Origin of the sequence: Vreelandella sp. 21, from assembly GCF_050995515.1 — a bacterium.
Taxonomy (GTDB): Bacteria; Pseudomonadota; Gammaproteobacteria; order Pseudomonadales; family Halomonadaceae; genus Vreelandella; species Vreelandella alkaliphila.
Window position 1 is genome coordinate 900,932 of the sequence record NZ_CP194673.1, and the last position, 26,183, is coordinate 927,114.

Sequence of the window (26,183 nt, forward strand, 5' to 3'; positions counted from 1 at the left end):
ATGACACCTCAATGATTAACGATTAATTTGAATGACGACGCATAAGAGTAGCAAGTGATGGAGAATCAACTTTATTTACGTGCGTTAGAGCGGAATGATTTGCGCTTTGTCCACGAGTTAAATAACAACCAGAGCATTATGTCGTATTGGTTTGAAGAGCCTTACGAATCATTTGACGAGCTGGAGGAGCTTTATAACAAGCATATTCATGACAACGCCGAACGGCGCTTCGTAGCGGAGGATAGCGACGGGCATGCCATTGGTTTAGTCGAGCTGATTGAAATCGACTACATTCATCGCAGCGGTGAATTTCAGATTATTATCACGCCAGATCACCAGGGTAAAGGATTTGCCCGGTCATTAATCCGTCAAGCACTGCATTACTCGTTCACGATTTTAAACCTACACAAAATATACCTGATTGTGGCGGTGGAAAACGTCAAAGCGATTCATCTCTACGAGGAGAGCGGCTTCATAGAGGAGGGGCATTTGGTTGAAGAGTTTTTCATCAACGGCAAATACCGCGATGTGAAGCGAATGTATATCTTGCAGGACACTTATTTAGCGCAGTTGGCTTAATAAATAAGCCGTGAATGGTCGCCAAATCCAATGCTGCATAAAGGTGTTGTGATGAAATATTGATCAGAACGACAACGCCTCAGGCTGAAAACTATCCAAGGGCTGAGGCGTTGTTACTTACTGCTGGCTCATATAAGCAGCGATGGCGTCAAAGGCTGCGCGTTGCTGTTGGGCACGGTTAGCCCAAACCTGCATCACATCCACTTCTACTGTCTGACCTTGAGCAGCGAAAGATGACATGGCGAGTACTCCTAATTCAGAGGTTGAGGGACGGTTCAGCCATCCTGGGCTCTAGTGACCCTAGTTTAGTTATACATAGTTTGCTTTGTGCGACGCAGCAAGTTAGCTGCGGGTTAAAGTCTATGCGCATTTCAGCCCTTAAAGCTAGTCCTAAAGATGTAGGAAAATTGCCATGACGTGTAAGAAATGGCTTACAAAATCAATAGCTGATCACCTACATCCTTGAATGGAAAAGATTTTCATAATATAAAAAAGCCGACTAAAAAAGTCGGCTTGTGTCGTTATCTTTTCGTCTATAGGGGAGAGATGGCGATAAAAAATACTTCTTTTAGCCGAAATAGGCCGCTAATGCTTCATTAGCAGCATGCTGCCAATGGGCTTGACGGTGCCAAAAAGTAAGTACCTCGTCATCTTGTGTCGATAATCCGAATGTAGAGATCATAAGGTGGTCCTCCTATTGGGACACACCTAGAGTATAGGTTATTTTTGTTGCGGTGCAGCATTTTAACCATTGTTAACAAAATAAGCGGTGCACAATCTTATGTACCTAGAATGGTATGCTGATGACATACCTATAACTAATCAATAAAACAACGAGTTATATCATGGCGCCAACAACTCCCGATTCTGACACCCTCAATCCTGAACCTATCTTCCAAGACCGCTGGGTAGCAACTCCACGTGGTCGCCTGTTTACTCGTGCTTGGGAAACGTCTCATTTTTGCTCGGACGTGCCTATTGTCCTGCTCCATGACTCGTTAGGTTGTGTGGATTTATGGCGTAGCTTTCCCGCAGCGCTATGTGCGGCGACCCAACGACGAGTGATTGCTTATGACCGTCTCGGGTTTGGGCGCTCCGATGCGTGCCTGGCGCCGCCACTGCTGAGCTTTATCGACGATGAACCCTCTACTAGCTTTGCGGCACTTCAGAACGCGTTTCAGTTGACGCATTTTATTGTGCTGGGACATAGCGTCGGCGGTTGTATGGCGGTGCACTGTGCAGGGCAGTATGTAGAGCAGTGCCAAGGAGTGATTACCATTGCAGCGCAGGCGTTAAATGAGCCGCGTACGCGACAAGGTATTGAAGAGGCACGGGCCGCCTTTCAAATGCCGGAACAATTTGCCAAATTAGAAAAGTATCACGGTGATAAAGCTCGTTGGGTACTGAATGGCTGGATAGACACGTGGTTACATCCAGCATTTGAACACTGGTCGCTTATTCCCGCCCTTAACCGCGTTCACTGTCCCGCGCTAGTGCTTCATGGTGAAAACGATGAATATGGTTCGCACCGCCAACCTGAATGCATCGCTCGCTATACCCGAGGTTCTGCACACAGTGAAATACTGCCGGGCGTTGGGCATGTGCCACACCGTGAAGTGGAAGCCGTGGTTGTTCACTATGTTAGAGAATTTATTGAGCGGCTTACGCCATAAAACGACCGTTACACAGGGAAAAGTGAGGAATACTATGCGCTTGCGAATTTTATCCGACCTTCATTTAGAGTTTTTTGATGGAGACCGCGAATTGCCAGAGGTAGAGGCCGATCTCATCATTTTGGCGGGCGATATTCATCAGAAAACGGAAGGCCTTGCCTGGGCCAGACAGCGGTTTCCAGAAATGCCTATTTTATATGTGCCGGGAAACCATGAGTTTTACGGTACCTGCATGCCGCTACTTCGTGAAGAGCTCGCCATCGAAGCCAAGCGCTACAATATTGAGTTGCTGGATAATCGAGCGGTGACTATCGGGGGAGTGCGTTTTTATGGCACCACGTTATGGACTGATTTTAACCTCTATGCTGATGACCCAACGCACAACCCAGCAGAGACCGGCGCTAAAGCACTGCGCTATATGCCCGATTTTAGCATAGTGACAACAGCTCCAGGTCAGGTCTTTACCCCTCAAGCTAGCCAAGCATTACACGTTGAAGCACTTGCTTGGCTTAGTAACGAGCTTGAGCAACCCTTTGACGGGCCACGCGTTGTTATTAGCCATCACGCACCTTTACACAGCTGCATTCCTGAACAGTATCTTGGCGATGCATTGTCCCCAGCCTTTGCCTCCCACCTACCTCAATTGATGGGCAAGATGGACCTATGGGTGCATGGCCATGTCCATGAGCCTGTCGATACTTCATATAACGGCACGCGTGTCATCGCTAATCCAGGTGGTTATCCCTATGAGTTCACTCCAGCGTTATTTGAGCCGAGCTTGGTGGTTGAAGTTGATTGATAGGTCATTGAATCAATAAACCCTTTCGCTCTTGGATCCTGCATATAAGCAACGTTGAGTCGCCGCCAGGGAGTTGGCTGATGATCGGCAAAGAATAAATGTCCAGGCGACAGGGTAACTTTCCAGTCATCAGCCAGTTCACTCAATCTTTCAGATGTTATCGCTGCCGGTGGCTTTGCCCACACAAACATCCCGCCGGTAGGCTCGGTATAAACATCCCAATTGGCATGTTTGAGCATCGCAAGCGCCAGAGACATGTGGTTGGAAAGCCTAGCACTTAACCGCTCCGTCAGCTTTCGGTAGCTACCGTTTTGAAGCATGGTGGTAATGACTTGCTCTGCAAAGCGTGAAGAAGAAATGCTGGTTAGCATTTTGATATCGACAATGCGTTGCACCATTGACGAAGGCGCCGCGATATAACCAACGCGCAGCGAAGAGGATAGGCTTTTTGAAAAACTGCCCAAGTAAATAACCCGGCTAAGGCCATCTAACGCAGCTAAGCGAGCACTTGGCGTATGTTGAAAGTCTGCGTATATATCATCTTCTATCAGTTTGAAGTCGTACTGCTCGGCTAATTGTAATAAGCGATGCGCAATGGTGGGCGTTAGCGTTCCCCCTGTGGGGTTTTGAAAAACGCTGTTGGTATAAAAAAGTGTCGGCCGATGCTCTGCAAGTAATTCTTCTAAGCGTTCAAGGTCAGGACCGTCGGCTAAGCGAGGCACGCCGATAACACGAACACGTTGCAGATGTAGCAGGCCAAATAAGTTGTAATAGCCTGGTGATTCCACGAAGACAACGTCTCCGGGTTCGAGAAGCAAGCGCACCAATAAATCTAGCGAATGACTGCTGCCGCTGGTGGTGACAATTTGCTGATGATTTGTCGAGATCGCTAAAAGCCGAAGTCGCTCTTGTATTAAGTGCCGTAACGCCGTGGGGCCTTGGGGGGTACTGTATTCAAAAATGTCCGCGCGATTCATGCGCGCAACTTGGCGGATCGCATAGGTTAAATCATCGCTCTCCCGCCAATGACTGGGTAACCAACCACATCCAAGGGGCAGGGCCGTCTCATCAGCACTAAAAAGCCCCCAAAGCCCGTTGGTCACTTCCTGCAGTGGGCTGGAAACTGTTTGGTGCTCACTTGGTGGACTATCGGCAACAAAAAATCCTGCCCCCGGTTTTGAGCGGACCAACCCTGCCGCGATTAAACGCTCATAAGCCTCAATGGCCGCATTGCGGCTAACGTGGTGTGTCGCAGCTAAATAGCGAATTGAGGGGAGGCGGCTGCCATTACCAGGTTTGTTTTGTTTAATCCAAGTGCTGATCGCCTCTTCAAGTTGCTGTGCAATAGGCGTATTGGCATGCCGATCAACTTTTAACTTCATATATAGTCCTGCTGAATCAACTGTTCATTAAAAAATCGGAACAGTGCCTCAAAAATAGCGGCCCAGTGTATCTTACCCCGCTTGAATAAGCGTGCGAGCTTTATGGTTCTTTTAGCAATCTCAAGTGAGTTAATGCATGAACCAGTTCAGCGCAGCCCGCCTTGCTTTCGGGCTATGTATGATCACCACGGCCGTTAATTTGCAGGCACCGCTATATGGTGCGTTGGCAGCGCAAGGCGGGGTTGGTGTTGGTGCCACGACAATTGCTTTTGCCTGTTACGTAGCAGGGGTGATGCCTGTATTGCTGGGGCTTAATGGCTTGGCCGAGCGGGTAGGTTATAAAGCCATCATTGTCACTGCGTTACTGCTTAATATGCTGGCCACTTGCCTTATGCTAATAGCGCCTGGCATCGTAATGCTTGGCGTGGCGCGTTTTCTACTTGGGGTGGGGACCGCGCTGGCATCTGCGGTAGCGCCAGCCTATATGCAACAATTATGGCAAGGCGATGATAAGCAAGCTTCTACTAGTTACGTCACGATTAGCAGCGCACTTGGGTTCGGTTTAGGGGCAGCGGTGACCAGCGTTTTTATTGTTACTACGCCAAGCTTAACGCCCCCCAGTTTGGGGTTATATCTATGTATTAGCTCTTTCGCATTAATAGGCGTGTTGACGCTGCGAAAAGGTATGCCTAGTGGGCCGAAAGGCAGCATGTTACGTTTGCCTAGCTTCCCAAAAGGGGCTATTCGATTTGGCTTTGCAATTCTAATTGCCTGGGCCACGGTGGGGTTGGTAATTGCCATATTGCCTTCCGCATTAGAGCAGCATGGTTTAAGCGTTTGGAGTGGTTTCGCTGTTTTCGGTATTTGCAGCTGTGGCGTGTTATTTCAACCCTGGGCCAGAAAGTTGTCGTCATATCGGTCTACGTTATTGGGGCTTGCGATTCTGCCACCGGCTTATGGACTGATTGCTTGGGGAGCTATCGCGGGCCACTTACCCATATTACTACTAGGCACGATCATGGCTAGCAGCGCCTGTTACGGCTTTATTTATCTGGGTGGATTAAGTGGCGTGTTATCCGTGGCTGGCCCATCTTCTACCCAAGCGAGCGCTGGATATTTTCTAATGGCCTACATTGGTTTCAGTATTCCTGTGGTCACAACGGGAGTGCTTATAGATTCCCTAGGGCATAGCGCGGCATTAACGCTGTTTGGAGTTGCCTTACTTGGGGGAGTTGTCACAACACTCTGGTTAGTTATTCAGAATCAACGAGAGTATCGACCCACGCTGATTGATTAGGGTGGTTGTGTGTCTGACTGCCGTGCTGGCCGCGCTATATCTATGTCCACCCAGAGATCAACGTTCCCACTCAGATAAGGCACTGGGCTATGGATCGCTTTTTAGCATGGCGCGATTAAGCGTGTTTCTTCACTAACTGCCCGCAGGAAGGCGCTGCCCAACGATCATCTTCGGTGAAGACCACATCGCAGACGACCGTCGAGTAAATACGGCGCACTTCTTCATCAATTTGCTGGCGTAGGACATCTTGATGGGCAAGCGTAGACGCATGAAATGCTTTGGGTAGCACCACATGGACCATGATATACAGCAGGCGGCCAGGGCGTACCATGCGCACCCGCACTTCCTGGGTATCGATATCTGCAAGACCACGAGCAACCGCCTGGCGAACTGGCTCGGCGATTGTTTCATCGGGCGTTTTATTGAGCAGTTCTCGCAATGCCTGGGAGGCCATACGCACCGGTACGCCAAGGCATAGCAGCACCACGGCCATCACTAGAAGTGAATCGACATAAGGTACGATTCCCCGCCAGTCTAAGCGCTCAAACAGCATCACCAAGCAGAACGCCGCTAACACAGCAGCCGAAATAATGCTGTTCACCAGCCAGTTAAGCTTGTCTGCAGCCACCAGCGGGCTACTAACATGGCGCTGACTGCGGTGCATTACCCAAGCGGTGAGTGAGCAAGCGGCGGTGGCAAACAGTGCGTAGATAACCGCAAGCCCCGCTGAGATCTCCCGTCCACCTGTCAGTAACGCAGCGATGGCGTCCACCAATGCAAAGATGGAAACGCCTAATATCAATAAACCTTTGCATAGATTTACTAACGACTCGAAGTAGCTGTAGCCAAATGGGTAGGACTCGCTATCGGGTCGGCTGGCTAGCTTACTGACCTTGATGGTGACCAGCGCTACGCTAAAGTAGATAAGGTTAAATAACCCATCCAGCAAAATAGCCTGGGAGTTAGATGCCAGTGTCGCAGTGATACCTGCACACCCAATCAGCAGCGCCATAAAGGCAGAAAACGCTAAGGTGCTGGATTCTGTTTTCACGAACGTTTGCTCCAATATTACCTACCCAAGAGGCTGGCAAGCATAGCAATATCAGTGGTCGCAATGTCAGTGATTTGTTTATTCTAAGGCTATGGAGATAGTCTTTGATGCACTGATTTAGCACCCAAGGAGAGATGTGCTTATGCGCCATGCTGATGCTTTTTCCTTTAGACAAATTGCTCTGGAAGATGCCGCTGAACTATTGTTGTTCGAAGCCACTGAACGTGACTGGTTTGAGCAGCATATAGAGGCCAGAGCGGAGCACTTCTACACGCCTGAAGGTATTAGCCAGCATATTCATGAGTACTTGGCGTTAAATGCCCAAGGACGCATGAGGCCGCTTATTATCCAACATCGAGGTGCGATAGTTGGGCGCGCCAACCTACGTGAGATAGAGAATGGTTACGCAAAGGTGGGGTATCGGATAGCCCAACATGCTTGTGGTAATGGGTTGGCGCAAAAGGCGCTGAACCATCTTATTAGCGAAGCTCGTTGCGTTTACCAAATTAATACGCTCACGGCGACTGTTTCTTTAGACAATCACGCTTCACAGCGGGTACTGAAAAAAGCAGGGTTCGAAGTAATGGAAAAGCTACCTGAGTATTCGGTAGTAGCGGGGCGGAAGCTTGACTGTGTGGTGATGCAAAAAACAGATGTGTAGTGTTTAGAAACAAATGTATTGTTGTGAGATAGGACTTTAGCTTTGGTTCGACACTTCGACGATGATTCAACTGATTTACCTAGTTATAGCAAGGGCGGCTACGCCGCCATCGCCCGCTAAAAGCGGCCTCCTACATTAGATGATGAGCCTTAAGTGCCTGAATAAAATTAAGCGGGCACTGATCATGGGCAGTCACTGATTTAATGAGACCTGAATCCTCGCAAACGTATGCATAAGTACTTAATGGTCTGCCCTGGAATAGGTTGAAGCCTGCACCAGGGACAGGCATGTCTACGAAGTTAATGAAAATAGCGTTGGCATTTTTTGCGCTTCTTGTTGAATGTTGTCGTCGACCGGCGTGTCGTAAGTCTTGAGCAGATAGCCCAATACCGAATAAAACCCCACCATAGCAATTAGATCGATAACGGCCTTGCGTCCGATAGCATCTGCAAGTTCTGCTTCTTGCTCGGGGGACAGCATTCGCTGGTCAAACAATGCATCCACAGCGTCGACGATAAGACCATCAACGCCTTCGGGGCGAGTTCTAATGGCGTCTATTCGTGCAGTGGAGAATCCTAGAGCGAGTGCCCGGCTAACGTGATGAGCCCACTCGTAACGTGACCCCATGCGTAGGCCCGCGCGTAGAATCACCACCTCGGTTAATTCTGGCCCTAAGGCATTTTCCTTAACAACATGCTGGCGCAATGGTGCCCAGGCGTTAAGCAAGGCCGGGTGGTGGGCCATGGTGCGATAGACATTAAGCGCGCCAGCAAAGTCTTCGCGCAATTCAGCGATTTCGTTTGGCCAGTCGGCATCAGCAATAGGCGGGCAGGGAGAGGGCGTCATGGGTGAGCTCCATTCAGATAGGGTACGTGACATCACTCGGCGATGGCGGCGTTGATGGCGTCGGCAATGCGCTCAATGATTAGGTCGACATCATCGGCTTCAATAATATAGGGCGGTGCCAGCAGGATATGATCACCGTGAATACCATCAATCGTGCCGCCCATAGGGTAGCTGATAAGCCCACGAGCCATGGCTTGTCGCTTAATCTTGGCGTGAATTTTTCGGCTCGGGTCGAAAGGTGTTTTCGTGTCCCGGTCCGCCACCAGTTCGATACCGCGAAACAGCCCTCTTCCCCGGATGTCGCCGACATAAGGGGATGCACCGAGAACGGCTTCCAAACCGCTTTGTAATCTCGCGCCCATGGCGTTTACATTGGCAAGTGTCTCGGGGCGCGCAATGATTTCAACCACTTTGTTAGCGGTTGCCGCGGCAACAGGGTGGCCGATGTAAGTATGCCCGTGCTGGAACAGGCCAGAACCGTTGGCGAAGCTGTCGTAAATTTTGCCGGACAGCATCACTGCGCCGATCGGCTGATACCCCCCGCCCAAGCCTTTGGCTATGGTGACGATATCCGGTATGACGTCGTCTTGCTCGCAGGCGAAGACCGTGCCGGTCCGCCCCATGCCGCACATCACTTCGTCGAGGATCAGTAGCACGCCATATTTGTCGCAAATCGCACGAACACGTTTAAAATAATCCGCGACAGAGGCGACAGCTCCAAGGGTGGCGCCTACGACGGGTTCGGCAACGAACGCCATCACTTCTTCAGGGCCAAGTTCCAAAATTTTTGCTTCGAGTTCGTCGGCAAGCCGAATAGCGTAAGCCTCAGGCGACTCATCGGCGCCTTTCTCGCGATAGGCATAGCAGGGGGAGACATGATGAGTTTCAGGCAGGATGGGCTGAAACTGCTTACGCCGCATCGCATTGCCACCGGTTGCCAACGCACCAATTGTGTTGCCGTGGTAACTCTGACGCCTAGCAATGATGTGTCTACGCTGGGGGGCGCCAATTTCCACGAAGTATTGCCGTGCCATCTTCAGCGCCGCTTCAACGGCCTCTGATCCACCTGACACGAGATAGACGTAATTCAATCCTTCAGGTGCCAAATTGACGAGTTTTTCAGCAAGCGCTTCAGCAGCGTCGGTGGTGAAAAACGAGGTGTGTGCGTAGCAGAGGTTATCAATTTGAGCGCGCATCGCCGCCAGTACTTCTGGATGGGCGTGTCCCACACTGGTGACCGCAGCGCCTCCTGAGGCATCTAAGTATTGGCGCCCAGTGGTGTCTGTAATGTAGACGCCTTGAGCCGACGCGGCATGAGGGAGTGTTGGGCCGATACTGCGATGAAGAATACGAGTCATGGAAGCTGTTCCTTATGGTCACCAAGCGATGTGAGCACGCCATGATGAGGAGATTGGCACAATCTCATTAACAAATGCAACAATTGAATCATTATGTTTGATGTTAAAACATGTAGATCATTGTTTTTTTACAACAGTAACGTTTAAATCGGCTGCCGTTTTAACAAGCCGTATAAGAGGCAACACGTATGCCGCAGCGCGACCCTTTAAGGGAACAGGTTATCGCCCAGTATGATGCTATGTCGCCGCAGCTTCAGCAGGCTGCCCGCTACGTGCTGGAACACCCGGATGAGGTGGCACTGGTTTCTATGCGCGAGCTGGCGCGCCATGCGGGGGTGCAGCCTGCCACCATGACACGGCTTGCAAAGTTCCTGGGCAAGCAAGGATATGATGATATCCGCGAGCACTATGTGGCAGCGCTGCGGCGGGGAAGTGATGGCTTTGCCGCCAAGGCTCGCCAGCGAAACGAGGGTGCTAGAGCCTCGGCCAACGGCAATATCGCCGCGCATATGCTGCATGGGCTGAGTGCTCAGATTTCCCGGCTCTGTGAGCCTGACTCGCTGCAACGGTTGGAAGCCATCGCTAATACGCTGAAATCAGCGAGAAAAGTGTATGTGCTAGGCTTGCGTTCATGCCATTCCGTGGCGTGGCATTTCCATTACGTTATGTCACTGTTGGGGGACCGCTCGATTCACCTGGATGGACCGGCAGGGACCGGCGGTGATGCGCTAATTCGCGCCACGCCCGAAGATGCCTTGCTGGTTGTTTCCGTCAAACCTTACGCAGTAGCGACACTGGAACTGACGCAGTTGGCAAAAGACAAGGGGCTGACGATTCTGTCGATCACCGATAGTGAAGTATCGCCACTGGTAGGGCTGTCAGATCAGACGACTTTTTGCCCCACGGAAAGCGACAGCTTCTTCCACACGTTAACGCCCGCCTTAGCCATCTCCGAAGTACTGTGCACCTTATTGGCAGAAGATGATCGGCCACAGGCACTCGATGCGTTGCAGCGGGCAGATGAGCATTTTTTGAGTCTGAATACCTATGCGAGCGCTATTCCTCGACGGGAGTAACGCCATCGTAAAGCAGCTGTCAGTTACCCCTGTACCCATACCTCCTCGCCCCTAAACGCGACTTTCCAGGTACGCAGCTTGATGTTCTCATCCTCTAAGCATTGGCCATCTTCAAGGCGAAAATGCTGCTTATAGAGTGGCGAGGCAACCACCGAGCTGCCTTTTATATCACCGATAATGCCGCGGGCAATGACATTAGCGTTAGAAAACGGATCAAAGTGGTCAATGGCGTAGAGTTCTTTCTCCTGTCCTTGGGAGCGCTGCCTCGGTAAGTAGAAAATGGCGACTTGGGCTGGGCCTTCTGACGTGTTCAACCAAGCAGCGACGCCGGAAAATGCCACTAAGTCAGCTTTAGCGCAGAGCGGCTGCCAGGTGTCGGTGCTCACGGTGTGTTTGAGGGCGGTCGCGGTCATCAGTTACCTCATTAACGTTGTCTGGTTTGCGATTATGTAGTGTTTAAGCAGGGCATTAGTGTTTAAGCGGGACGTAGCTGGCCACGCTCGGAGGTCATAATGATTGATGGATCAGGGCGGTCGTCGTTGACGAAGCTGCGGAAGCGTTTGAGCTTCTCCGGGTCGCTGATGGCGTCGGCCCACTCGCACTGGTAGGTATCCACCACACTTTGCATCTGGCGCTCTAGCTCGCTATTAATGCCTAAGCTGTCTTCCAGAATCACCTCTTTTAGATACTCCAGGCCGCCGTCGAGGTTTTCGCGCCACACCGAGGTGCGCTGCAAACGGTCGGCAGTGCGCACGTAAAACATCAAGAAGCGGTCAATGGTGCGGTAGAGCTGTTCGTCGTCTAGGTCGGTAGCAAACAATTCGGCGTGGCGGGGGCGCATGCCGCCGTTACCGCATACGTAGAGGTTCCAGCCGTTTTCGGTGGCAATAATGCCAATGTCTTTACTCTGGGCTTCGGCGCACTCGCGGGTGCAGCCGGAAACGCCGAACTTGATCTTGTGGGGCGAACGCAGGCCCTTGTAGCGATTCTCCAGTTGAATCGCCATGCCGACGCTATCCTGCACGCCGTAGCGGCACCAGGTGCTGCCGACGCAGGATTTCACCGTGCGCAGCGATTTGCCGTAGGCGTGCCCCGTCTCGAAACCTGCAGCAATCAACTCGCCCCAGATATCTGGCAGGTCTTCCAGACGGGCGCCGAACAGGTCGATGCGCTGGCCGCCAGTAACCTTCGAGTAGAGGCTGTATTTTTTGGCCACTTCGCCCAGCACGATGAGTTTGTCTGGGGTGATCTCGCCACCGGCCACACGCGGCACCACCGAGTAAGTGCCATTTTTCTGCATGTTGGCCATAAAGGTGTCGTTGGTGTCCTGCAGAGGAATATGCGCCGCGTCGGTGATCGGCTCATTGAAGCAGGAGGCCAGAATAGACGCCACAGCGGGCTTGCAGATATCGCAGCCCAGGCAGTGGGTGTCTTGATTGCCGTGTTTTTCGATCAATTCGCTGAAGGTTTTGATGCCTTCCACGCGCACAATATCGTAAAGCTCCTGGCGGGTATGGGCGAAGTGCTCGCAAATCGATTTATCAACTTCTACGCCGCGGGCTTCTAGCTCGTGGTCGACCACGCTTTTGAGCAATGCGGTGCAACCACCACAGCCTGTGCTGGCTTTGGTCGCCCCTTTGACGTTGGCAAGGTCAGTGGCACCGCCATCAATGGCGGTGCAGATATTACCTTTAGTGACGTTATGGCATGAACAAATCATCGCGGTTTCCGGCAGCGCGTCTGGGCCTAGCGCTGGGGCGGCTCCGCTCTGCTGGGGAAGAATCAACGAGGCTGGCTCTTTGGGCAGCTCAATGCCGTTGGCGTAGTACTGTAAGAGGGTGTCGTACGCGCCGTTGTCGCCGACTAACATTGCGCCCAGCAGCTTTTTACCATCACTGGTTACCACCATCTTGCGATACACCTGGGTGATCGGGTCGAGATAGCGAAACATTCGCGCACCGGGGTTTTGGGTGCCATGGGCATCGCCGATAGAGCCCACATCTACGCCCAGTAACTTCAGCTTGGTGCTCATGTCGGCACCGCTAAAGTGTGTATCGCCGCCAGTGAGGGTGGAGAGCGCCGCTTTGGCCATTTGGTAGCCAGGGGCGACTAAACCAAAAATACTCTGGTTCCACAGCGCGACTTCGCCAATGGCGAGAATGGCGGGGTCGCTGGTGCAGCATTGGTCATCAATAACCACGCCGCCGCGCTCGCCAATGTCTAAACCGCATTCGCGTGCCAAGGTATCTTGTGGACGAATGCCTGCTGAAAACACAATCAGGTCGGTTTCCAGCACTTTGTCATCCTGGAACACCATGCGCAGGCGGCTGGTCTCGCCAGGTTCGATACGCTGGGTAGCTCGCTCGGTAAGCACCTGGACGCCCAGGGCTGCAATTTTTTCCCGCAGTAGCTCACCGCCTTCGTTATCTACCTGCATAGGCATTAGGCGTGAGGCGAACTCCACCACGGCCGTATCCAGGTTCAGGCCGCGCAGAGCGTTAGCCGCTTCCAAGCCCAGCAAACCGCCGCCAACCACAACACCGGTGGTGGCGTTTTCGGCCGCCGCCTGAATGGCGTCTAGGTCGTCCAAGGTGCGGTACACCAAACAACCATCGCGGTCGTTACCGGGAATCGGCGGCACAAAGGGGAAAGAGCCGGTAGCCAGCACCAGGCGGTCGTAAGGGTAACGGCCTTGTTCGGTGACCACCTCTTGTGAGTTGCGGTCGATCTCAATGACGGCTTCGCTTGTGCGCAGCTCCACGCCGCTGGTGGCGTAGTAATCCGCTTCGCAAAGCGCGAGCGAATCGGCATCGCGGCCGCTGAAGTATTCAGACAGGTGTACACGGTCGTAGGCGCGGTGGCGCTCTTCGCCAAACACGGTGACCTGATAGCGCTCAAGGGCAGCGTTATCGACGAGCTGTTCGACTAGGTGGTGGCCGACCATGCCGTTACCAATAATAATAAGCTGTTCGGGAGTTGCCAGTTTTTGGGTAGACATTATGCCACCTCTGAGGTCGGTAGATGAGAAGAGGATGGAGAAGCCGATGATGAGGAAGCAGGACTGTTCGCGTTATCAGCGTGCTCGGTTTGCAGTACCTCGGCATCGGAAGGGCCAAACAGTAGTGTTTGGCGGCAAGCCGTAAGGTCAGCACTTGCCAATGCCTGTTCGAAATACCAAGGACCGTGGCGGGTATCGCCGTAGAGCACCGCCCCTTCAAGTTGGCCATCGCGCAGCAGCAGGCGACGGTAGTCGCCGCTTTCTGGGTCGCGGTAGCGCAATACGTCGTGTTCGTGGCCTGCTTCGGTAGGGCCAAATGCGAAGAGCGCTACGCCGCTGACTTTCAATTTGGTAGCAGTGGTGACTTCTTGATAACCATCGGTTGTTTCGCCGCACAGCACGGCTGCCAACACGTCAACCTGACGCCAAATCGGCTCCACTAGCCCATAGGTGTGCTGATCAAATTGGCAGCATTCGCCCAGGGCTGCGATATGCGGGTCAGACGTGGTCAGGTGCGCGTCAACCACAATGGCACGTTCGCAGCGAAGCCCCGCCTGCTGCCCCAGCTCCACATTGGGCGTAATGCCCGCCGCGACAATCACACTATCGGCGGGTAAACGGCGGCCATCGCTCAGCATGACCGCCTGGACGTGTCCGTGGCCGTTATCTTCCAGCACAGCAAGCGAAGCGTTTGTTGCGATATGGATGCCGCGCTGGCGCAGGGTGTTTTCGAGCAGGCAGGCGGCGGTTTCATCCAACTGGCGGTTCATCAGCCGCTCGCTGCGCTGGAGCACGCTCACCTTGATGTCACTGCCGCGTTTACGCAGTCCTTCAGCCGCTTCAAGACCCAGCAGGCCGCCGCCGATAACAACCGCATTGCCGCCACGTTGGGCGATGGCTTCTAGGGCGGTGGCGTCTTTCAAGTCGCGAAAGCTATGGACGCCGGCTAGCTCAATGCCGGAAACGTTGGGTATCGTTGGTCGTGAACCCGTCGCGATCACTAAGTGATCGTAATCCAGGCAGCGGTCGCTCTCCGTAGTAATACGGCAGTTGTCGCGATCAATCGTTACTACTTTTTCGTCGAGAAGCAGGGTAATGCCCTGTTCGGCGTACCATGCTTGGTCACGGAAAGTAAGCGCATCGGTGGCGAGCTCACCCGCCAATAAGGGGGAAAGCAGTATTCGGTTATAGGCAGGTACAGGCTCTTCACCAATAACGGTGATACACGTTGGGCGCCGTGGATGGCGCACCAGCGCTTCAATTAGGCGATGGCTGGCCATGCCATTGCCAATGATAATTAGGTGGTCGATAGATGCGCACCGGGAAGCGGTTTCCATAGGTGGCTCCTTGAATTCAGCATGTGTGTCGAGCAATAAAAAAACGCCCCTGACACTGCCCTTCGTTAAGAAAGGTGTGTCAGGGGCGTCGTTGCCCGTTAGCGTCGTTAAGTCACGTCGATGAGCACGCTGTGCAACCGCCGTTGGCTGCCGAGTTGTCTCATATGTTTAATACGCAGCAAAAAATTAGCCAGCTACTCCCTTGATATGAATTAATTCTTTCTAATCAGTTGCTTGGTTTTTTGATGTGCCCACAAGCTCTCGCCTGAGTAAATAAGTAAGCGCACACTATTGGTGCGTTTGGCGAGTGCTGCGCACGGTCATAGAACGCTAGTGGGCAAACAGCGGGGGTTGAATGTGCTATCAAATGATTTGGTTATTTTTATAAGATTTTGTTTTTGAATGTTATTTTGTTTTTTGTAGGGAGTTGGGCTTATTGATTGCAGTAATGTTGATAACAAGTAATAACGGCTCATTGCAGTGTATTAGCCAAATAAAACACAATGACAAATAGCAACGAACAACACTAACTGCAGCAAACCACTGATGAGTATGGCACCAAAGTGGGTGCCCCTGTGACAACGGCGTCCAGGCAGGCTTCTTTTGAGAAGCTCGCTTGGGCGCTTTTTGCTTTTTAACGCCGGAGGAAAACGCAATGCCAAAGCCTAATCGGCTCGCTGAAGGCGATATCCGCACCACGTGTCCCTACTGCGGCGTTGGCTGCGGAGTGAAAGCAACGATAGACAGTGGCAACGTCATCGCTGTGGAAGGAGATCGTGAACATCCTGCTAACTACGGGCGCTTGTGTGTTAAAGGCACGGCGCTGCATGAAACACTGGGCGCGAATGACCGCTTGCAACACCCTAGGGTGGATGGAAAAGACGTTTCCTGGGAGCAGGCGTTAGCCGAAACGGCACGGCGTTTACAGGCGCAGCGTAACGCGCATGGCAATCATACGGTTGCCGCGTATCTTTCGGGACAGCTGTTAACGGAAGATTACTATGTGGCAAATAAGCTGTTTAAGGGCTTTTTAGGCACGCCGCATCTGGATACCAATTCGCGGCTGTGTATGGCGTCAGCGGTGGCGGGCTACAAGCGCGCTTTTGGCGCCGACGCGGTGCCCTGTAGCTATGAAGATTTGGAAGAAGCGGAATTGGTAGTGTTGGTCGGCTCTAATCTGGCCTGGAATCATCCGGTGCTTTATCAGCGCCTGAAAGTTGCCAAAGAGCGCAACCCATTGATGCGTGTGGTGGTCATCGACCCTAGGGTGACCGATAGCTGTGAAATTGCCGATCTTTATCTTGGTATTCGACCGGGCAGCGATGCTTATCTGTTCAACGGGCTGCTGGCGTGGATGTCAGCACACCGTCGACTAGACAGCCTCTACCTTGAACGGCATACCGAAGGGTTTAGCGAGGCATTAAACGCTGCTCAGCAGAGTGCCAGCAGCGTGAATGATGTCGCAATAGCCTGTGACGTCGACCCCGAGCGCTTAGAAACCTTTTACTACTGGTTTGCCAGCCAGCTGCATGTTGTCACGCTCTATTCTCAAGGGGTTAATCAATCCACCAGCGGCACCGATAAGTGCAATGCCATCATTAATTGCCACTTGGCAGGCGGTAAACTTGGCCTGCCGGGTGCTGGGCCATTTTCAATCACTGGCCAGCCTAATGCGATGGGCGGGCGAGAAGTGGGTGGGCTTGCCAATCAACTGGCGGCGCATATGGACTACCATACCCCCGGTGCGCTTGATCTGGTCAGCCGCTTTTGGGCCACTGAACATTTAATTCCTACGCTGCCAGATGCTCCCGGCCATAAAGCGATTGAACTGTTTGATGCCATTGACCGTGGGGAGATTACGGCGCTGTGGGTAATGGCAACCAACCCCGCCGTTAGCCTGCCGGATGGCGCAAAGGTACGCCGCGCGTTAGCAGCGTGTCCGCTGGTAATTGTCTCGGAATGCGTTGCTAACACTGATCTGCTGCCCTATGCCGATATTGTGCTACCCGCGTCAGGTTGGTCGGAAAAGGATGGGACGGTCACCAATTCTGAACGACGAATCTCCCGCCAGCGCGGCATGCTGACACCGCCTGGTGAAGCCCAGCACGATTGGTGGATTATCTGCGAAGTTGCTAAACGCTTGGGGTTTGCTGAAGCGTTTAGTTACTCCCATCCATGGGAAATTTTCGACGAGCACGCACGGCTCTCCGGTTTTGAAAACTGTGGCACGAGCAAGCGGTTGTTTGATATTTCGGGACTGGCAGGCAAAGGGCAGGCCGCTTATGATGCGCTCTCGCCGATTCAGTGGCCGGTTAATCAATCTGCGCCGCGGGGCACGTCAAGGCTGTTTGAAGAGGGTGTGTTTGCCACGGCCAATGGCCGAGCCAAACTATTGCCGATTACGCCGCGGCTGCCAGAACAGGCGCTCAGTTCGACCTATCCGCTGCGACTGAATACTGGGCGCGTGCGCGATCAATGGCACACCATGACCCGCACCGCCAGAGCGCCGCGGTTAATGAATCATCGGGCAGAGCCGTTTATTGAACTGCACCCTGTGGATGCGGCCAACGCGGGCGTAGCTGACCAAGGGCTTGCGATGCTGACGGCAGCTGAAGGTGAGTACCGTGGGCGAGTACGTATTTCAAACGCCCAGCGGCAAGGGGAAGTGTTTGTGCCTATGCACTGGACCGACTGCTTTACAAAGCAGGGCCGAAGCGGCGCACTGATCACTGGCTATACCGACCCTGTGTCTGGCCAGCCAGAAACCAAGCAAGGGGCGGTAGCATTAACGAATTTGCCCATTGATTGGCAAGCAACGCTACTGGTGGCCAACGACCAAACCAGTACGGATCCCCCCAGTTGGTGTGAAAACACTTATTGGTCGCGTATTCCTATGGGTAACTGCGAGCGCTGGCAGCTCGCTGATAGGGCACCGGTCAGCGATTGGTTGGCAACGGTGGAGGCTTGGCTCGATGTACCCGCGTCGCTGTGGTGCGAAGATAGTGGTAGCGGCAGACTGCGCGCAGCAGGAATAGTGAATGGCCAGTTACGCTGGTGGCTAATGGTAGGGCCACCGCAAGAATTACCGGGGTTTGCTTGGCTTGAGGCGCGCTTTAACGACGCGACGCTAGACCTTCACCATCGCCAACGGCTACTGGCAGGTTGCGATGATGGTGCGGTAGATGCGGGCCCCGTTGTGTGTAGCTGTCATCAAGTAGGACAAACCACTATCATTAAGGCAATTCGTGGGGGCGATATCAGTGTTGAAGCCCTCGGCGCCCGACTGGCTTGCGGCACTCAGTGCGGCAGCTGTATTCCAGAATTAAAATCATTACTTGAAGAGGAGCGTCCAAATGCGTGCGCTAAGCAAACAACTCACCCAGAAATGGCTTGAGGTCTTTATGCGCCTCAGCCAGCGGGTGTTAGCGCCCTTTGGCCGCGAATCAGCCACGCGCTTAAGCCTTCCGCTTAGCGGCGAATGCCGTTCTGGGACAGTGTATTTAGTCGGTGCAGGCAGTGGAGATATGGAACTGCTCACCTTGAAAGCAGCGCGTCTGTTAATGCAGGCCGATGCGGTAGTCTATGACCGCTTAGTGGGTGACGATGTGCTGGGGCTGATACCGTCAGGCACCGAACGCTATTACGTGGGAAAAGCAAGCGGGCATCATAGCGTGCCTCAAGATGAGATAGGCGCGCTGATCGTCTCGCTTGCCCAGGCGGGTAAGTCGGTTGTGCGTTTGAAAGGTGGCGACCCAGGCGTATTTGGGCGTATGGGTGAAGAACTGGGGGCGCTAGCGAATGCCTCAATATCTGCTGAAATAGTGCCAGGCATTACCGCTGCCTCGGCGGCCGCTGCGGGGATGGGGATTCCACTAACAGATCGTGGCCATGCCCAGCAGCTGCGCTTTATTACGGCGCAACTGTGCCGGGAAGGTGGCACGCCGGACTGGACAACCCTTGCCCGTCAGGATGAAACCCTAGTGTTCTATATGGGGCTTTCCAAAGTAGACGCCATCTGCCACGGCCTACGCCAAGCGGGTCTGCCCGATACGTGGCCCATTATGTTGGTGGCCAATGCTAGCCAGCCCGAACAGCAATCGTTGGTGGGCACGTTGGCGGATATGCCCGCGCGACTCGCTGCTCAACCGTTACCCTCACCGTGTTTGATTATGGTGGGCAGCGTGGTGAGCATGGTGGCGGAAAGCCCTGCCGCGAGCACGTTAGCCACTTATGGTGATCAAGCGTCATCGTAAGGCATTGGGAACTTGATCAATCTCATTGGGTCATAGAAGCGGCGAAACCAATAGGAATGGCGGCAACAGTAGGGGCAGGACAAACTACTGCGCTGCCAGACAAGCGTTTGTTAATGTCTGTTTTTTCAAAGACTGTTTTTTTCAAAGACTGAGGAGTACACCGTGAAAAAAGGCAAGATACGCGATAACGCACTGAAAGCGCAGCTGCGAACGCCCATGTTCAAAATGCAGCAGCAAACACCGAAAAAAGGTAAGGGTAGTTACTCCCGTAAAGGTAAGAGTGACGGGCGAGGGTATCGCCAAGCCGCTTGAGCAGGCGTTTTGGCGATGCCTTCCCCAGGCATCTTATTGCTCGGCCTTTTTACCGAGCAACTCTCATCAGCTTCGCCGACCTATTGGGTCGGCTTTTTTAATGGAATTTGATGGGCGCGTATTAAAACGCCCCGGCCACTTCCTGTGACCGGGGCGTTAGCTATGTCAGGCTGCTCCCGCAGTGTGGACACGTTTCATAGGCATCGCGGGTTTCGGCCTGGTGGCGTTGGTTGCGCTGACTTGGTTCCTCTACCCCGTGAATAGATACTAGTTGGCCCTGCTCCCAGCGTAAGCCAATATCTTTTAACAGGTGCGAGTTGTGGAGACGTGGGTCTTCGTAAAGACGCCGCTGGGTACGATAGTGCTTAACAGCGTTGAGTAGTTTGCGGGTAATTGTTGCTACTGCCATGGGGTCGGTCTCCTGGGTTAGGAGGCCGGGCAACATCGCGATCAGGGAGTATCAAAGGTAACGATAAAATACATGGCCGCGACACCTGCCGCGGCCAATTTTCTCACTACATTTCTGGCGCGCGACAACAATAAGCCGATACCGAATTATTAATAACTCGGTGCAGCTTATTCATTCGGGTCGCGGGGATTTGCCAGCGCATGAGAAGGTCTCTGAGAAAGTCTCTTTAATAAAAATAAAGCTACTTTTTAAAAGCAGCCTTTATCTTTTAACCGATGCTTATAGGAGCGTCAACAGTTAAGAAACCTCTGATTAACTATTACGCTTGGCCATACTGCGTTAAAAATCGCCTCGTGCGCGAGTCCGATCAAAATGCTCATTTACAACTCGTAAACTCGAACGCGAGCCCGGTCCTTTTTTCGTTAATTTTTGCCTTGTCTGGCCTGCGCTCATCACATTAATCAGAGGCTCCTTTAGTTAACGATAACCCTTGGCTTGAAGCCGAAACAGTTTTGCATACCGGCCATTATAAGTAAGTAGTTCTTCATGGGTGCCGCGTTCAATAATGCTCCCTTGGTCAATCACAATTATCTGGTCGGCGCTGCGCACTGTCGAAAAGCGGTGGGAGATTAAAATCGTCATTTTATCGTGGCTATGTTCGCGAAAGCGGGCGAATACTTCGGCTTCTGCTGCGGCATCCATCGCTGCGGTAGGCTCATCCAATACTAAAATATCGGCATTGTGACGCATATAAGCGCGTGAAAGCGCTACTTTCTGCCACTGACCGCCCGATAGCTCCTGGCCATTTTTAAACCAACGCCCTAGCTGGGTTTGGTAGCCATGTGGCATGCGGTCGATAAAGCTATCCGCCATGCCATCGTGAGCGGCTTGCTGCCAGCGTTCTTGGTCATCAAAGGCTTGAGTGTCGCCAACCCCAAGGTTTTCGCCAACAGAGAGTTGGTAACGCACAAAATCCTGGAAAATAACCCCAACCCGCATCCGTAATGCCTGGGTATCCCAGTGCTTGAGGTCACTACCGTCCAGCAAAATGCGTCCTTTGGTCGGGTGGTAGAGCCGCGTTAATAGCTTAATCAGCGTGGTTTTGCCCGAGCCGTTTTCCCCGACTAATGCAATACTTTTGCCCGGCGCTAAATGTAGCGAAATATTGTGCAGTACGTCGCTGCCACCGGGGTAGGCAAAGCTGACGTGTTCGAAGCGTAACCCATCACCTGGTGCTATACCCTTGGTGAGGTGGCCTTCTTCACCTTCGGTGGGTTGCTCGAGGTATTCGTAAAGATTGGAAAGATAGAGGTTGTCTTCGTACATACCGCTAATAGCAGTCAAACTTGCTGAAAGGGCGCTTTGGCCTTGTTTAAATACCATCAAATACATGGTCATTTGGCCAAGGGTAAGCGCGCCCGCGACAGTTTCAATCACTACCCAGGCGTAGGCAGCGTAAAATGTCAGCGTGCCCAGTAAGCCAAGAATAAATCCCCAGCCTTCCCGACGTAACGTTAGGCGGCGGTCTTCGGCAAATAGTTTGGTAAAGATATCCCGGTAACGCTGGAGAAACAGACCTTCTAAGCCGAAGAGCTTTACCTCTTTGATACTGTCCTCCCGAGCAAGCACCGTTTCTAGGTATATTTGCATACGGGTTTGCGGTGAGCGCCAGCGAAATAGCCGAAAGGCATCGCCGGAAAACTTCGCTTCTGAGAGAAACACGGGCAATGCCCCCACCACTAAAATGAGTAACGCCCAGGGGGAGAATTGCACCAGTAGAAACCCAAAGCTAGCCAGTGAAATAGCATTTTGTAGCAAGCCAAAGGTTTTATTCACCAGCGCGAGCGGGCGCGTAGACGCTTCCCGCCGTGCCCGAGTGAGCTGGTCGTACAATTCTGAATCTTCAAACTGGCTGAGTGACAGCGTGCCCGCTTTCTCTAGAATCATCACATTAACTTTCTGGCCCAGCAGCGCACGCAGTAGCGATTGCTGGGCCGAAAGGCCGCGTTGTGCTAGGGCAATAAACGCAATAATCAGCCCTTCCAAGGCGACTAAGCCTAATACAGGCGTTAGTGTTTCCCAGAGGTTGGGCGAACTCGCCGCCTGATAGCTTTCCATCGCCGCCACGACGCCATCCACAATCAGTTGGCCGACCCAAGCGGCCACGGCAGGTAGAACCCCAGCGACTAAGGTGCATAACGCTAAGCCCAGCATCATCCAGCGCGAGGTTTCCCACACTAGTGCAAGTGCACGTCGGCTATAGCGGAACACGCTAAAAAATCCGCTGAAAGGGGAGTGAGCGGGTACAGAAGGGGGTGGCGTCATTGATTAGCAACATAACCGATAAAAGTGGTTGCCATGATGCGATGCTTTGGCGTTGATAGCTAGCCTACTGCTGTGCAGTGCGTAAACTGCACAGCAGTAGGTGGAGATCAAACCATATTGCAAAGCGGATATTGAAAGGTCGTGGTTAACGTTGGGTGAACTAAAATTTAAAGAGGCAGTACCGCGCCATCGGTGCGCGGCTCGGTACCGCCTTGGAGCACACCGCTGTCAGGGTCGCGTAGAATGATTTGACCCCGGCCAAAAGTAATGGAGTCGGCCACTTTAACGATGTGATGCCCGCGGCGGGCTAGGGCAAGTGCTAAGTGGTTGGGGAAATCGGCTTCGACTTCAATTGTTGTGCCGTTGGTCCACTTCCAGCGCGGCATATCCAGTGCTGCCTGTGGGTTTAAGTGATCTTCTAGCATCGCTGTTACTACCTGCACATGACCTTGGGGCTGCATGTAGCCACCCATCACACCGAAGGGCCCAACGGCTTGGTTATCTTTGGTGATAAAGCCGGGGATAATAGTGTGGTAAGTGCGTTTGCCGGGGGCTAACGCGTTGGGATGTTGTGGATCAAGGGAGAATGACCAACCACGGTTTTGCAGGCTGATACCGGTGCCAGGCACGACCATTCCAGAGCCAAAGCCTTCAAAATTGCTTTGAATAAATGACACCATATTACCGTCATCATCTGCTGTTGCTAGATAGACGGTGCCGCCTTTTAGCGGGTTGCCATGGACCGGGTTAATGGCGTCTTGGCCAATAAGACCTGCGCGTTGCGAGAGGTAATCACTCGATAGCATTTGCTCAACGCTGGGTTGCATTGCGCAGCGTTCAGTGATGTAGCGTAAGCCATCTACATAACCCAGTTTTGTTGCTTCGATACGGCGGTGAAGGGTTTCCACCGGATCTGTCGATTGGTCATCTAGTGACTCAAGAATCCCCAGCGCTTGAAGCACAATTAACCCACTGCCGTTGGGGGGGATTTCCCAAATATCATGGCCCCGATACCGGACGCTGATGGGTTTGACCCATTCTGGCTTGAACGCTTGTAAATCTTCTTTGCGTAAGAAGCCGCCATGCTGACGTGAAAAGGCATCCATCGCATCTGCTAGACTTCCTTGATAAAACGCATCCGCATGGCTGTTGGCAATTTCACGCAGCGTTTTTGCCATATCTGGAGAACGCCAAACATCACCTGCTTTGGGAGCCTGGCCATTGGAAGTAAAGTGCGTAAACCAGGGGATAAACTCTGCTGCTTTGTATTGACCATAGCGCTCTACGGCGCTTTCCCATAGTTGACTCGCTACTGGAGATACAGCAAAACCTTCTTCGGCTAATTCTATTGCTGGTGCTAACAACTGCTCAAACGGCAGTTTACCAAAACGCTCTGAAAGAGCAGCCCAAGCGCCAAGCGCACCAGGCACGGTGACCGGCACTAACCCATGGGCAGGCATTTTCTCATGGCCCAGGGCCTTGACGGCATCACATGAAATACCCTTGGGAGCAGGGCCGCTAGCATTGAGGCCATGTAGCTCACCTTTTACCCATACCAAAGCAAAGGCATCGCTACCAATGCCGTTCGAGGTCGGCTCAACAACGGTTAAAGCAGCTGCTGTCGCAATGGCAGCATCAATGGCATTGCCGCCTTTGCGTAAAATATCAATACCTACCTGCGCAGCAAGCGATTGAGATGTCGCGACCATCCCGCGTTTGCCAAAGGTAACCATGCGACGTGAAGCGGAAGGGTAATAGTGTGGATCAGTGTGCATGCCAGTCCTCGCATTTTTTGTTAGCTAATAAAAAGAGCGCCGTAAATTACTGCACTGATAACCACAAAGGCGGGGTGCATGTTGAAGCGCAACAAGGCGATAGCAGCCGCTATGCCGATAATCAGCGTATGGATAGCCCCGCTGGTGTTAAGGCTTTCGAGTAGAAAGCCTAAGGTTAACCACGCCATCATGATGGCGATTACCGGGCGTACCCACTGGCTCATACGCTTGACACGGGGAGAGTCACGATGACGATAAAGTAGCCCCAGTGCCCCCAGCATCAGCAGTAAAGAAGGAATAACCGTCGCGGAAACAGCTACAAATGCGCCGCCAATGCCGGCGATGTCATAGCCAATGTAGCCCGCCATTTTAGTCGCGATAGGGCTGGGGAGGGCGTTGCCCAAGGCGAGGGTCTCGGCAAACTCCTGAGAGGTCATCCAGCCATAACGGCTAACCACTTCGGCCTCGATGAGAGGAATAATGGCGGGACCGCCGCCATAGCCAATAATGTTAGGAATGAAAAACGCTAAGAAAAGCTCCCAGTAGATCATGCCGAGCCCTCCACGCGTTTTTTACCCGTTGGGCGCAGCATGGCTGTTAGCAAGATGGCACCAATGACCCAGCCAGGATGCACCCCCAGCCAATAAATTAATCCACCTGCAATAACGGCCATTAGCGCGCTTGCTAGCCAACCAAGAGCAGCTTGAGATTTGTCGAAAAAATCCCAAGTTAATTGCCCCATCATGATCATAACGACAGGAATAACTGCCTGCCCCATGCCACGTATCCAGGCAACGTCACGATAGCGACTAAAAATGCCTAACATGACAATCATCGCCGCAATCATGGGCACAATGACGGCAACAACAGCCGCAATGCAGCCACTGACGCCGCCCACCCGGTAGCCGATGTAGCCGGGCATCTTGGTCGCGATAGGACCGGGCAGCGTGTTGCCGATGGCAAGTACATCGGCAAACTCCTCATCGGTTAGCCACTTGTGCCGCGTCACAACTTCAGCACGTACTAGCGGTATCATGGCAGGCCCCCCGCCGAAGCCGAGGATGCCAACACGCAAGAAAGCCCAAAAGAGTGCCGACTGTTTCATATGCCCAGTGCCATTAGCAGCGGCATCTCAATTAAAAGCATCAATTTTGCCTCTTCATCGTTTATTTTATTTAAAATCGATTTTTCTGAATAAAATAGAATATAGGTTAGGCTATTGTGAGACGTCAACACCTAGCTCTAGAATCTCCGTTAACAGACGCGTTCGCGAAGATGCGCAAAAGGATCATGGAATGAACAAGCACATCCCACCTCCTGCTGATACTGCCTCTAGTCCTATTTATGATGCGTTGCGCAGAGATTTAGTCGGTGGCCGCTTTGCGGCTGGAGAAAAATTAGCCATTAATGCGCTGAAAGAGCATTACCAAGTAGGGCTAAGCCCGCTGCGTGAAGCATTAAATAAACTGGCGGCGTACGGCTTATTAATCCAAGAAAATCAACGTGGCTTCAGGGTTCCGAAGCTGTCGAGGGAGGAGCTGGATGACATTGCGCGCTTGCGCACTGAACTAGAAGGCATGGCGCTTGAGCGTGCCATTGCCCACGGCGATGCGGTATGGGAAGCCGATCTTTTAGCGGCGGCTCATCGTTTAAAACGTGCGGATGTATCACTCGATAAAGGGGAGGAGTGGGAACGTCTACATACTCAGTTCCATCGCACTCTGGTGGCGCCTTGTGGGTCGGTGTGGTTGCTTCGATTTATAGAGCAGCTGCACGATCAGTTTGATCGCTATCGCCGCTTGGGGCCCAAAATGCCCTCTATTCGCCAAGAGTTGGACGAGCAACACCATCAATTGGTGGAACTGGCGTTAAACAGAGATGGAAAAGCGGCTCGGGCCCTAATGGATGATCATATTCATAAGTCTTATGAAGTAGCGTTGGCACGGTACCAGGCGCACACCTGAAGCATTTGCTTGTTCTTGCAGGTACACTATTTCTTACCGGTACACGGGCAGGTCCTAGCCGTGGTAGTAGCCACTCTAATGTAAGGTA

The 26,183-nt window shown here is 52.6% G+C and carries 23 protein-coding genes; 10 read left to right on the plus strand and 13 right to left on the minus strand.

All coding sequences use genetic code 11. The features are described 5' to 3' along the window. Positions 1–57: 57 nt before the first annotated feature. A complete protein-coding gene (gene speG / locus ACN06F_RS04145; protein ID WP_253486993.1) occupies positions 58–579 on the plus strand; it encodes a spermidine N1-acetyltransferase in 522 nt (173 codons plus the stop codon). A gap of 117 nt (positions 580–696) precedes the next feature. On the opposite strand, the gene ACN06F_RS04150 is transcribed toward speG, so the two are convergent. Next, positions 697–819, minus strand: a complete 123-nt coding sequence (locus ACN06F_RS04150; protein ID WP_267900575.1) for a hypothetical protein — start codon at positions 817–819, stop codon at positions 697–699. A 605-nt stretch (positions 820–1,424) separates the two neighbouring features. Between ACN06F_RS04150 and ACN06F_RS04155 the strand changes: the two genes are divergently transcribed. Together ACN06F_RS04155 and ACN06F_RS04160 are read left to right on the plus strand one after the other, a co-directional pair. Then, positions 1,425–2,252: an alpha/beta fold hydrolase gene (locus tag ACN06F_RS04155; protein ID WP_433924711.1), complete on the plus strand. Its 828-nt coding sequence runs from the start codon at positions 1,425–1,427 to the stop codon at positions 2,250–2,252. Positions 2,253–2,286: 34 nt separating this feature from the next. Next, positions 2,287–3,051 (plus strand): metallophosphoesterase, encoded by a 765-nt coding sequence (locus ACN06F_RS04160; RefSeq protein WP_433924712.1) that lies wholly within the window; start codon positions 2,287–2,289, stop codon positions 3,049–3,051. Here ACN06F_RS04160 and ACN06F_RS04165 read toward each other — a convergent pair. Continuing rightward, entirely contained in the window at positions 2,997–4,433 is a 1,437-nt protein-coding gene (locus tag ACN06F_RS04165; RefSeq protein WP_433924713.1) for a PLP-dependent aminotransferase family protein, read from the minus strand. The genes ACN06F_RS04160 and ACN06F_RS04165 overlap by 55 nt on opposite strands. 136 nt (positions 4,434–4,569) lie before the next feature. On the opposite strand from ACN06F_RS04165, the gene ACN06F_RS04170 reads away from it, so the two are divergent. Continuing rightward, positions 4,570–5,730 (plus strand): MFS transporter, encoded by a 1,161-nt coding sequence (locus tag ACN06F_RS04170; RefSeq protein WP_433924714.1) that lies wholly within the window; start codon positions 4,570–4,572, stop codon positions 5,728–5,730. 115 nt (positions 5,731–5,845) lie between these two features. Here ACN06F_RS04170 and ACN06F_RS04175 read toward each other — a convergent pair whose 3' ends face one another. After that, positions 5,846–6,781 carry a cation diffusion facilitator family transporter gene (locus tag ACN06F_RS04175; protein ID WP_433924715.1) on the minus strand — a complete coding sequence of 312 codons (936 nt, stop codon included), beginning with the start codon at positions 6,779–6,781 and terminating at the stop codon, positions 5,846–5,848. Positions 6,782–6,923: 142 nt separating this feature from the next. Here ACN06F_RS04175 and ACN06F_RS04180 point away from each other — a divergent pair, with 142 nt between their 5' ends. Continuing rightward, a complete protein-coding gene (locus ACN06F_RS04180) occupies positions 6,924–7,442 on the plus strand; it encodes a GNAT family N-acetyltransferase (RefSeq protein ID WP_433924716.1) in 519 nt (172 codons plus the stop codon). Positions 7,443–7,733: 291 nt separating this feature from the next. Here the strand turns inward: ACN06F_RS04180 and ACN06F_RS04185 are convergent, their stop codons facing one another. After that, positions 7,734–8,288, minus strand: coding sequence for a carboxymuconolactone decarboxylase family protein (locus ACN06F_RS04185; RefSeq protein WP_253487018.1), 555 nt, complete (start codon positions 8,286–8,288; stop codon positions 7,734–7,736). A gap of 32 nt (positions 8,289–8,320) precedes the next feature. Continuing rightward, the gene (locus tag ACN06F_RS04190) at positions 8,321–9,646 is read right to left on the minus strand and encodes an aspartate aminotransferase family protein (RefSeq protein ID WP_433924717.1); all 1,326 of its coding nucleotides are present in this window, start codon (positions 9,644–9,646) and stop codon (positions 8,321–8,323) included. A gap of 188 nt (positions 9,647–9,834) precedes the next feature. On the opposite strand from ACN06F_RS04190, the gene ACN06F_RS04195 reads away from it, so the two are divergent. Beyond that, positions 9,835–10,722, plus strand: a complete 888-nt coding sequence (locus tag ACN06F_RS04195; protein WP_433924718.1) for a MurR/RpiR family transcriptional regulator — start codon at positions 9,835–9,837, stop codon at positions 10,720–10,722. Positions 10,723–10,745: 23 nt separating this feature from the next. On the opposite strand, the gene nirD is transcribed toward ACN06F_RS04195, so the two are convergent. The 3 genes from nirD to ACN06F_RS04210 all read right to left on the minus strand — a co-directional run bounded on the left by nirD (position 10,746) and on the right by ACN06F_RS04210 (position 15,057). Further along, a complete protein-coding gene (nirD, locus tag ACN06F_RS04200; protein WP_095602547.1) occupies positions 10,746–11,135 on the minus strand; it encodes a nitrite reductase small subunit NirD in 390 nt (129 codons plus the stop codon). Between the two features lie 62 nt (positions 11,136–11,197). Beyond that, on the minus strand, positions 11,198–13,720 hold the full coding sequence (gene nirB, locus ACN06F_RS04205) for a nitrite reductase large subunit NirB (protein WP_433924719.1): 2,523 nt from the start codon (positions 13,718–13,720) through the stop codon (positions 11,198–11,200). Next, a complete protein-coding gene (locus tag ACN06F_RS04210; protein ID WP_433924720.1) occupies positions 13,720–15,057 on the minus strand; it encodes an NAD(P)/FAD-dependent oxidoreductase in 1,338 nt (445 codons plus the stop codon). Before ACN06F_RS04210 ends, nirB begins: the two co-directional genes overlap by 1 nt. 655 nt (positions 15,058–15,712) lie before the next feature. On the opposite strand from ACN06F_RS04210, the gene ACN06F_RS04215 reads away from it, so the two are divergent. From ACN06F_RS04215 to arfA, 3 genes are all read left to right on the plus strand, one after another. Next, positions 15,713–18,451, plus strand: a complete 2,739-nt coding sequence (locus ACN06F_RS04215) for a nitrate reductase (protein ID WP_433924721.1) — start codon at positions 15,713–15,715, stop codon at positions 18,449–18,451. After that, positions 18,411–19,310 (plus strand): uroporphyrinogen-III C-methyltransferase, encoded by a 900-nt coding sequence (cobA, locus tag ACN06F_RS04220; RefSeq protein ID WP_433924722.1) that lies wholly within the window; start codon positions 18,411–18,413, stop codon positions 19,308–19,310. Before ACN06F_RS04215 ends, cobA begins: the two co-directional genes overlap by 41 nt. Positions 19,311–19,472: 162 nt before the next feature. Then, positions 19,473–19,622: an alternative ribosome rescue factor ArfA gene (arfA, locus tag ACN06F_RS04225; protein ID WP_084183661.1), complete on the plus strand. Its 150-nt coding sequence runs from the start codon at positions 19,473–19,475 to the stop codon at positions 19,620–19,622. A gap of 160 nt (positions 19,623–19,782) precedes the next feature. On the opposite strand, the gene ACN06F_RS04230 is transcribed toward arfA, so the two are convergent. The 5 genes from ACN06F_RS04230 to ACN06F_RS04250 all read right to left on the minus strand — a co-directional run bounded on the left by ACN06F_RS04230 (position 19,783) and on the right by ACN06F_RS04250 (position 25,236). Then, positions 19,783–20,031 carry a hypothetical protein gene (locus ACN06F_RS04230; protein WP_095602542.1) on the minus strand — a complete coding sequence of 83 codons (249 nt, stop codon included), beginning with the start codon at positions 20,029–20,031 and terminating at the stop codon, positions 19,783–19,785. 477 nt (positions 20,032–20,508) lie between these two features. Further along, positions 20,509–22,356 (minus strand): ABC transporter ATP-binding protein, encoded by a 1,848-nt coding sequence (locus tag ACN06F_RS04235; protein WP_433924723.1) that lies wholly within the window; start codon positions 22,354–22,356, stop codon positions 20,509–20,511. Positions 22,357–22,523: 167 nt separating this feature from the next. Further along, positions 22,524–24,131, minus strand: coding sequence for a gamma-glutamyltransferase family protein (locus ACN06F_RS04240; RefSeq protein WP_433924724.1), 1,608 nt, complete (start codon positions 24,129–24,131; stop codon positions 22,524–22,526). Between the two features lie 20 nt (positions 24,132–24,151). After that, positions 24,152–24,682, minus strand: coding sequence for a chromate transporter (locus tag ACN06F_RS04245; RefSeq protein WP_095602539.1), 531 nt, complete (start codon positions 24,680–24,682; stop codon positions 24,152–24,154). Next, the gene (locus tag ACN06F_RS04250; protein ID WP_120385600.1) at positions 24,679–25,236 is read right to left on the minus strand and encodes a chromate transporter; all 558 of its coding nucleotides are present in this window, start codon (positions 25,234–25,236) and stop codon (positions 24,679–24,681) included. The genes ACN06F_RS04245 and ACN06F_RS04250 overlap by 4 nt, the downstream gene beginning before the upstream one ends. Positions 25,237–25,426: 190 nt before the next feature. Here ACN06F_RS04250 and ACN06F_RS04255 point away from each other — a divergent pair, with 190 nt between their 5' ends. Then, the gene (locus tag ACN06F_RS04255) at positions 25,427–26,095 is read left to right on the plus strand and encodes a GntR family transcriptional regulator (protein ID WP_120385599.1); all 669 of its coding nucleotides are present in this window, start codon (positions 25,427–25,429) and stop codon (positions 26,093–26,095) included. The last annotated feature ends 88 nt before the right edge of the window (positions 26,096–26,183 follow it).

Bases quoted from the DNA above. Each gene is read 5' to 3' on its own strand.
- ACN06F_RS04180 (WP_433924716.1), top strand. From the start codon at position 6,924: ATGCGCCATGCTGATGCTTTTTCCTTTAGACAAATTGCTCTGGAAGAT.
- speG (WP_253486993.1), top strand. From the start codon at position 58: ATGGAGAATCAACTTTATTTACGTGCGTTAGAGCGGAATGATTTGCGC.
- ACN06F_RS04170 (WP_433924714.1), top strand. From the start codon at position 4,570: ATGAACCAGTTCAGCGCAGCCCGCCTTGCTTTCGGGCTATGTATGATC.
- ACN06F_RS04240 (WP_433924724.1), bottom strand. From the start codon at position 24,131: ATGCACACTGATCCACACTATTACCCTTCCGCTTCACGTCGCATGGTT.
- ACN06F_RS04235 (WP_433924723.1), bottom strand. From the start codon at position 22,356: ATGACGCCACCCCCTTCTGTACCCGCTCACTCCCCTTTCAGCGGATTT.
- ACN06F_RS04245 (WP_095602539.1), bottom strand. From the start codon at position 24,682: ATGATCTACTGGGAGCTTTTCTTAGCGTTTTTCATTCCTAACATTATT.
- ACN06F_RS04155 (WP_433924711.1), top strand. From the start codon at position 1,425: ATGGCGCCAACAACTCCCGATTCTGACACCCTCAATCCTGAACCTATC.
- ACN06F_RS04215 (WP_433924721.1), top strand. From the start codon at position 15,713: ATGCCAAAGCCTAATCGGCTCGCTGAAGGCGATATCCGCACCACGTGT.
- cobA (WP_433924722.1), top strand. From the start codon at position 18,411: ATGCGTGCGCTAAGCAAACAACTCACCCAGAAATGGCTTGAGGTCTTT.
- ACN06F_RS04160 (WP_433924712.1), top strand. From the start codon at position 2,287: ATGCGCTTGCGAATTTTATCCGACCTTCATTTAGAGTTTTTTGATGGA.
- nirD (WP_095602547.1), bottom strand. From the start codon at position 11,135: ATGACCGCGACCGCCCTCAAACACACCGTGAGCACCGACACCTGGCAG.
- ACN06F_RS04185 (WP_253487018.1), bottom strand. From the start codon at position 8,288: ATGACGCCCTCTCCCTGCCCGCCTATTGCTGATGCCGACTGGCCAAAC.
- ACN06F_RS04190 (WP_433924717.1), bottom strand. From the start codon at position 9,646: ATGACTCGTATTCTTCATCGCAGTATCGGCCCAACACTCCCTCATGCC.
- ACN06F_RS04210 (WP_433924720.1), bottom strand. From the start codon at position 15,057: ATGGAAACCGCTTCCCGGTGCGCATCTATCGACCACCTAATTATCATT.
- ACN06F_RS04255 (WP_120385599.1), top strand. From the start codon at position 25,427: ATGAACAAGCACATCCCACCTCCTGCTGATACTGCCTCTAGTCCTATT.
- ACN06F_RS04230 (WP_095602542.1), bottom strand. From the start codon at position 20,031: ATGGCAGTAGCAACAATTACCCGCAAACTACTCAACGCTGTTAAGCAC.
- nirB (WP_433924719.1), bottom strand. From the start codon at position 13,720: ATGTCTACCCAAAAACTGGCAACTCCCGAACAGCTTATTATTATTGGT.
- ACN06F_RS04195 (WP_433924718.1), top strand. From the start codon at position 9,835: ATGCCGCAGCGCGACCCTTTAAGGGAACAGGTTATCGCCCAGTATGAT.
- ACN06F_RS04250 (WP_120385600.1), bottom strand. From the start codon at position 25,236: ATGAAACAGTCGGCACTCTTTTGGGCTTTCTTGCGTGTTGGCATCCTC.
- ACN06F_RS04165 (WP_433924713.1), bottom strand. From the start codon at position 4,433: ATGAAGTTAAAAGTTGATCGGCATGCCAATACGCCTATTGCACAGCAA.
- ACN06F_RS04150 (WP_267900575.1), bottom strand. From the start codon at position 819: ATGTCATCTTTCGCTGCTCAAGGTCAGACAGTAGAAGTGGATGTGATG.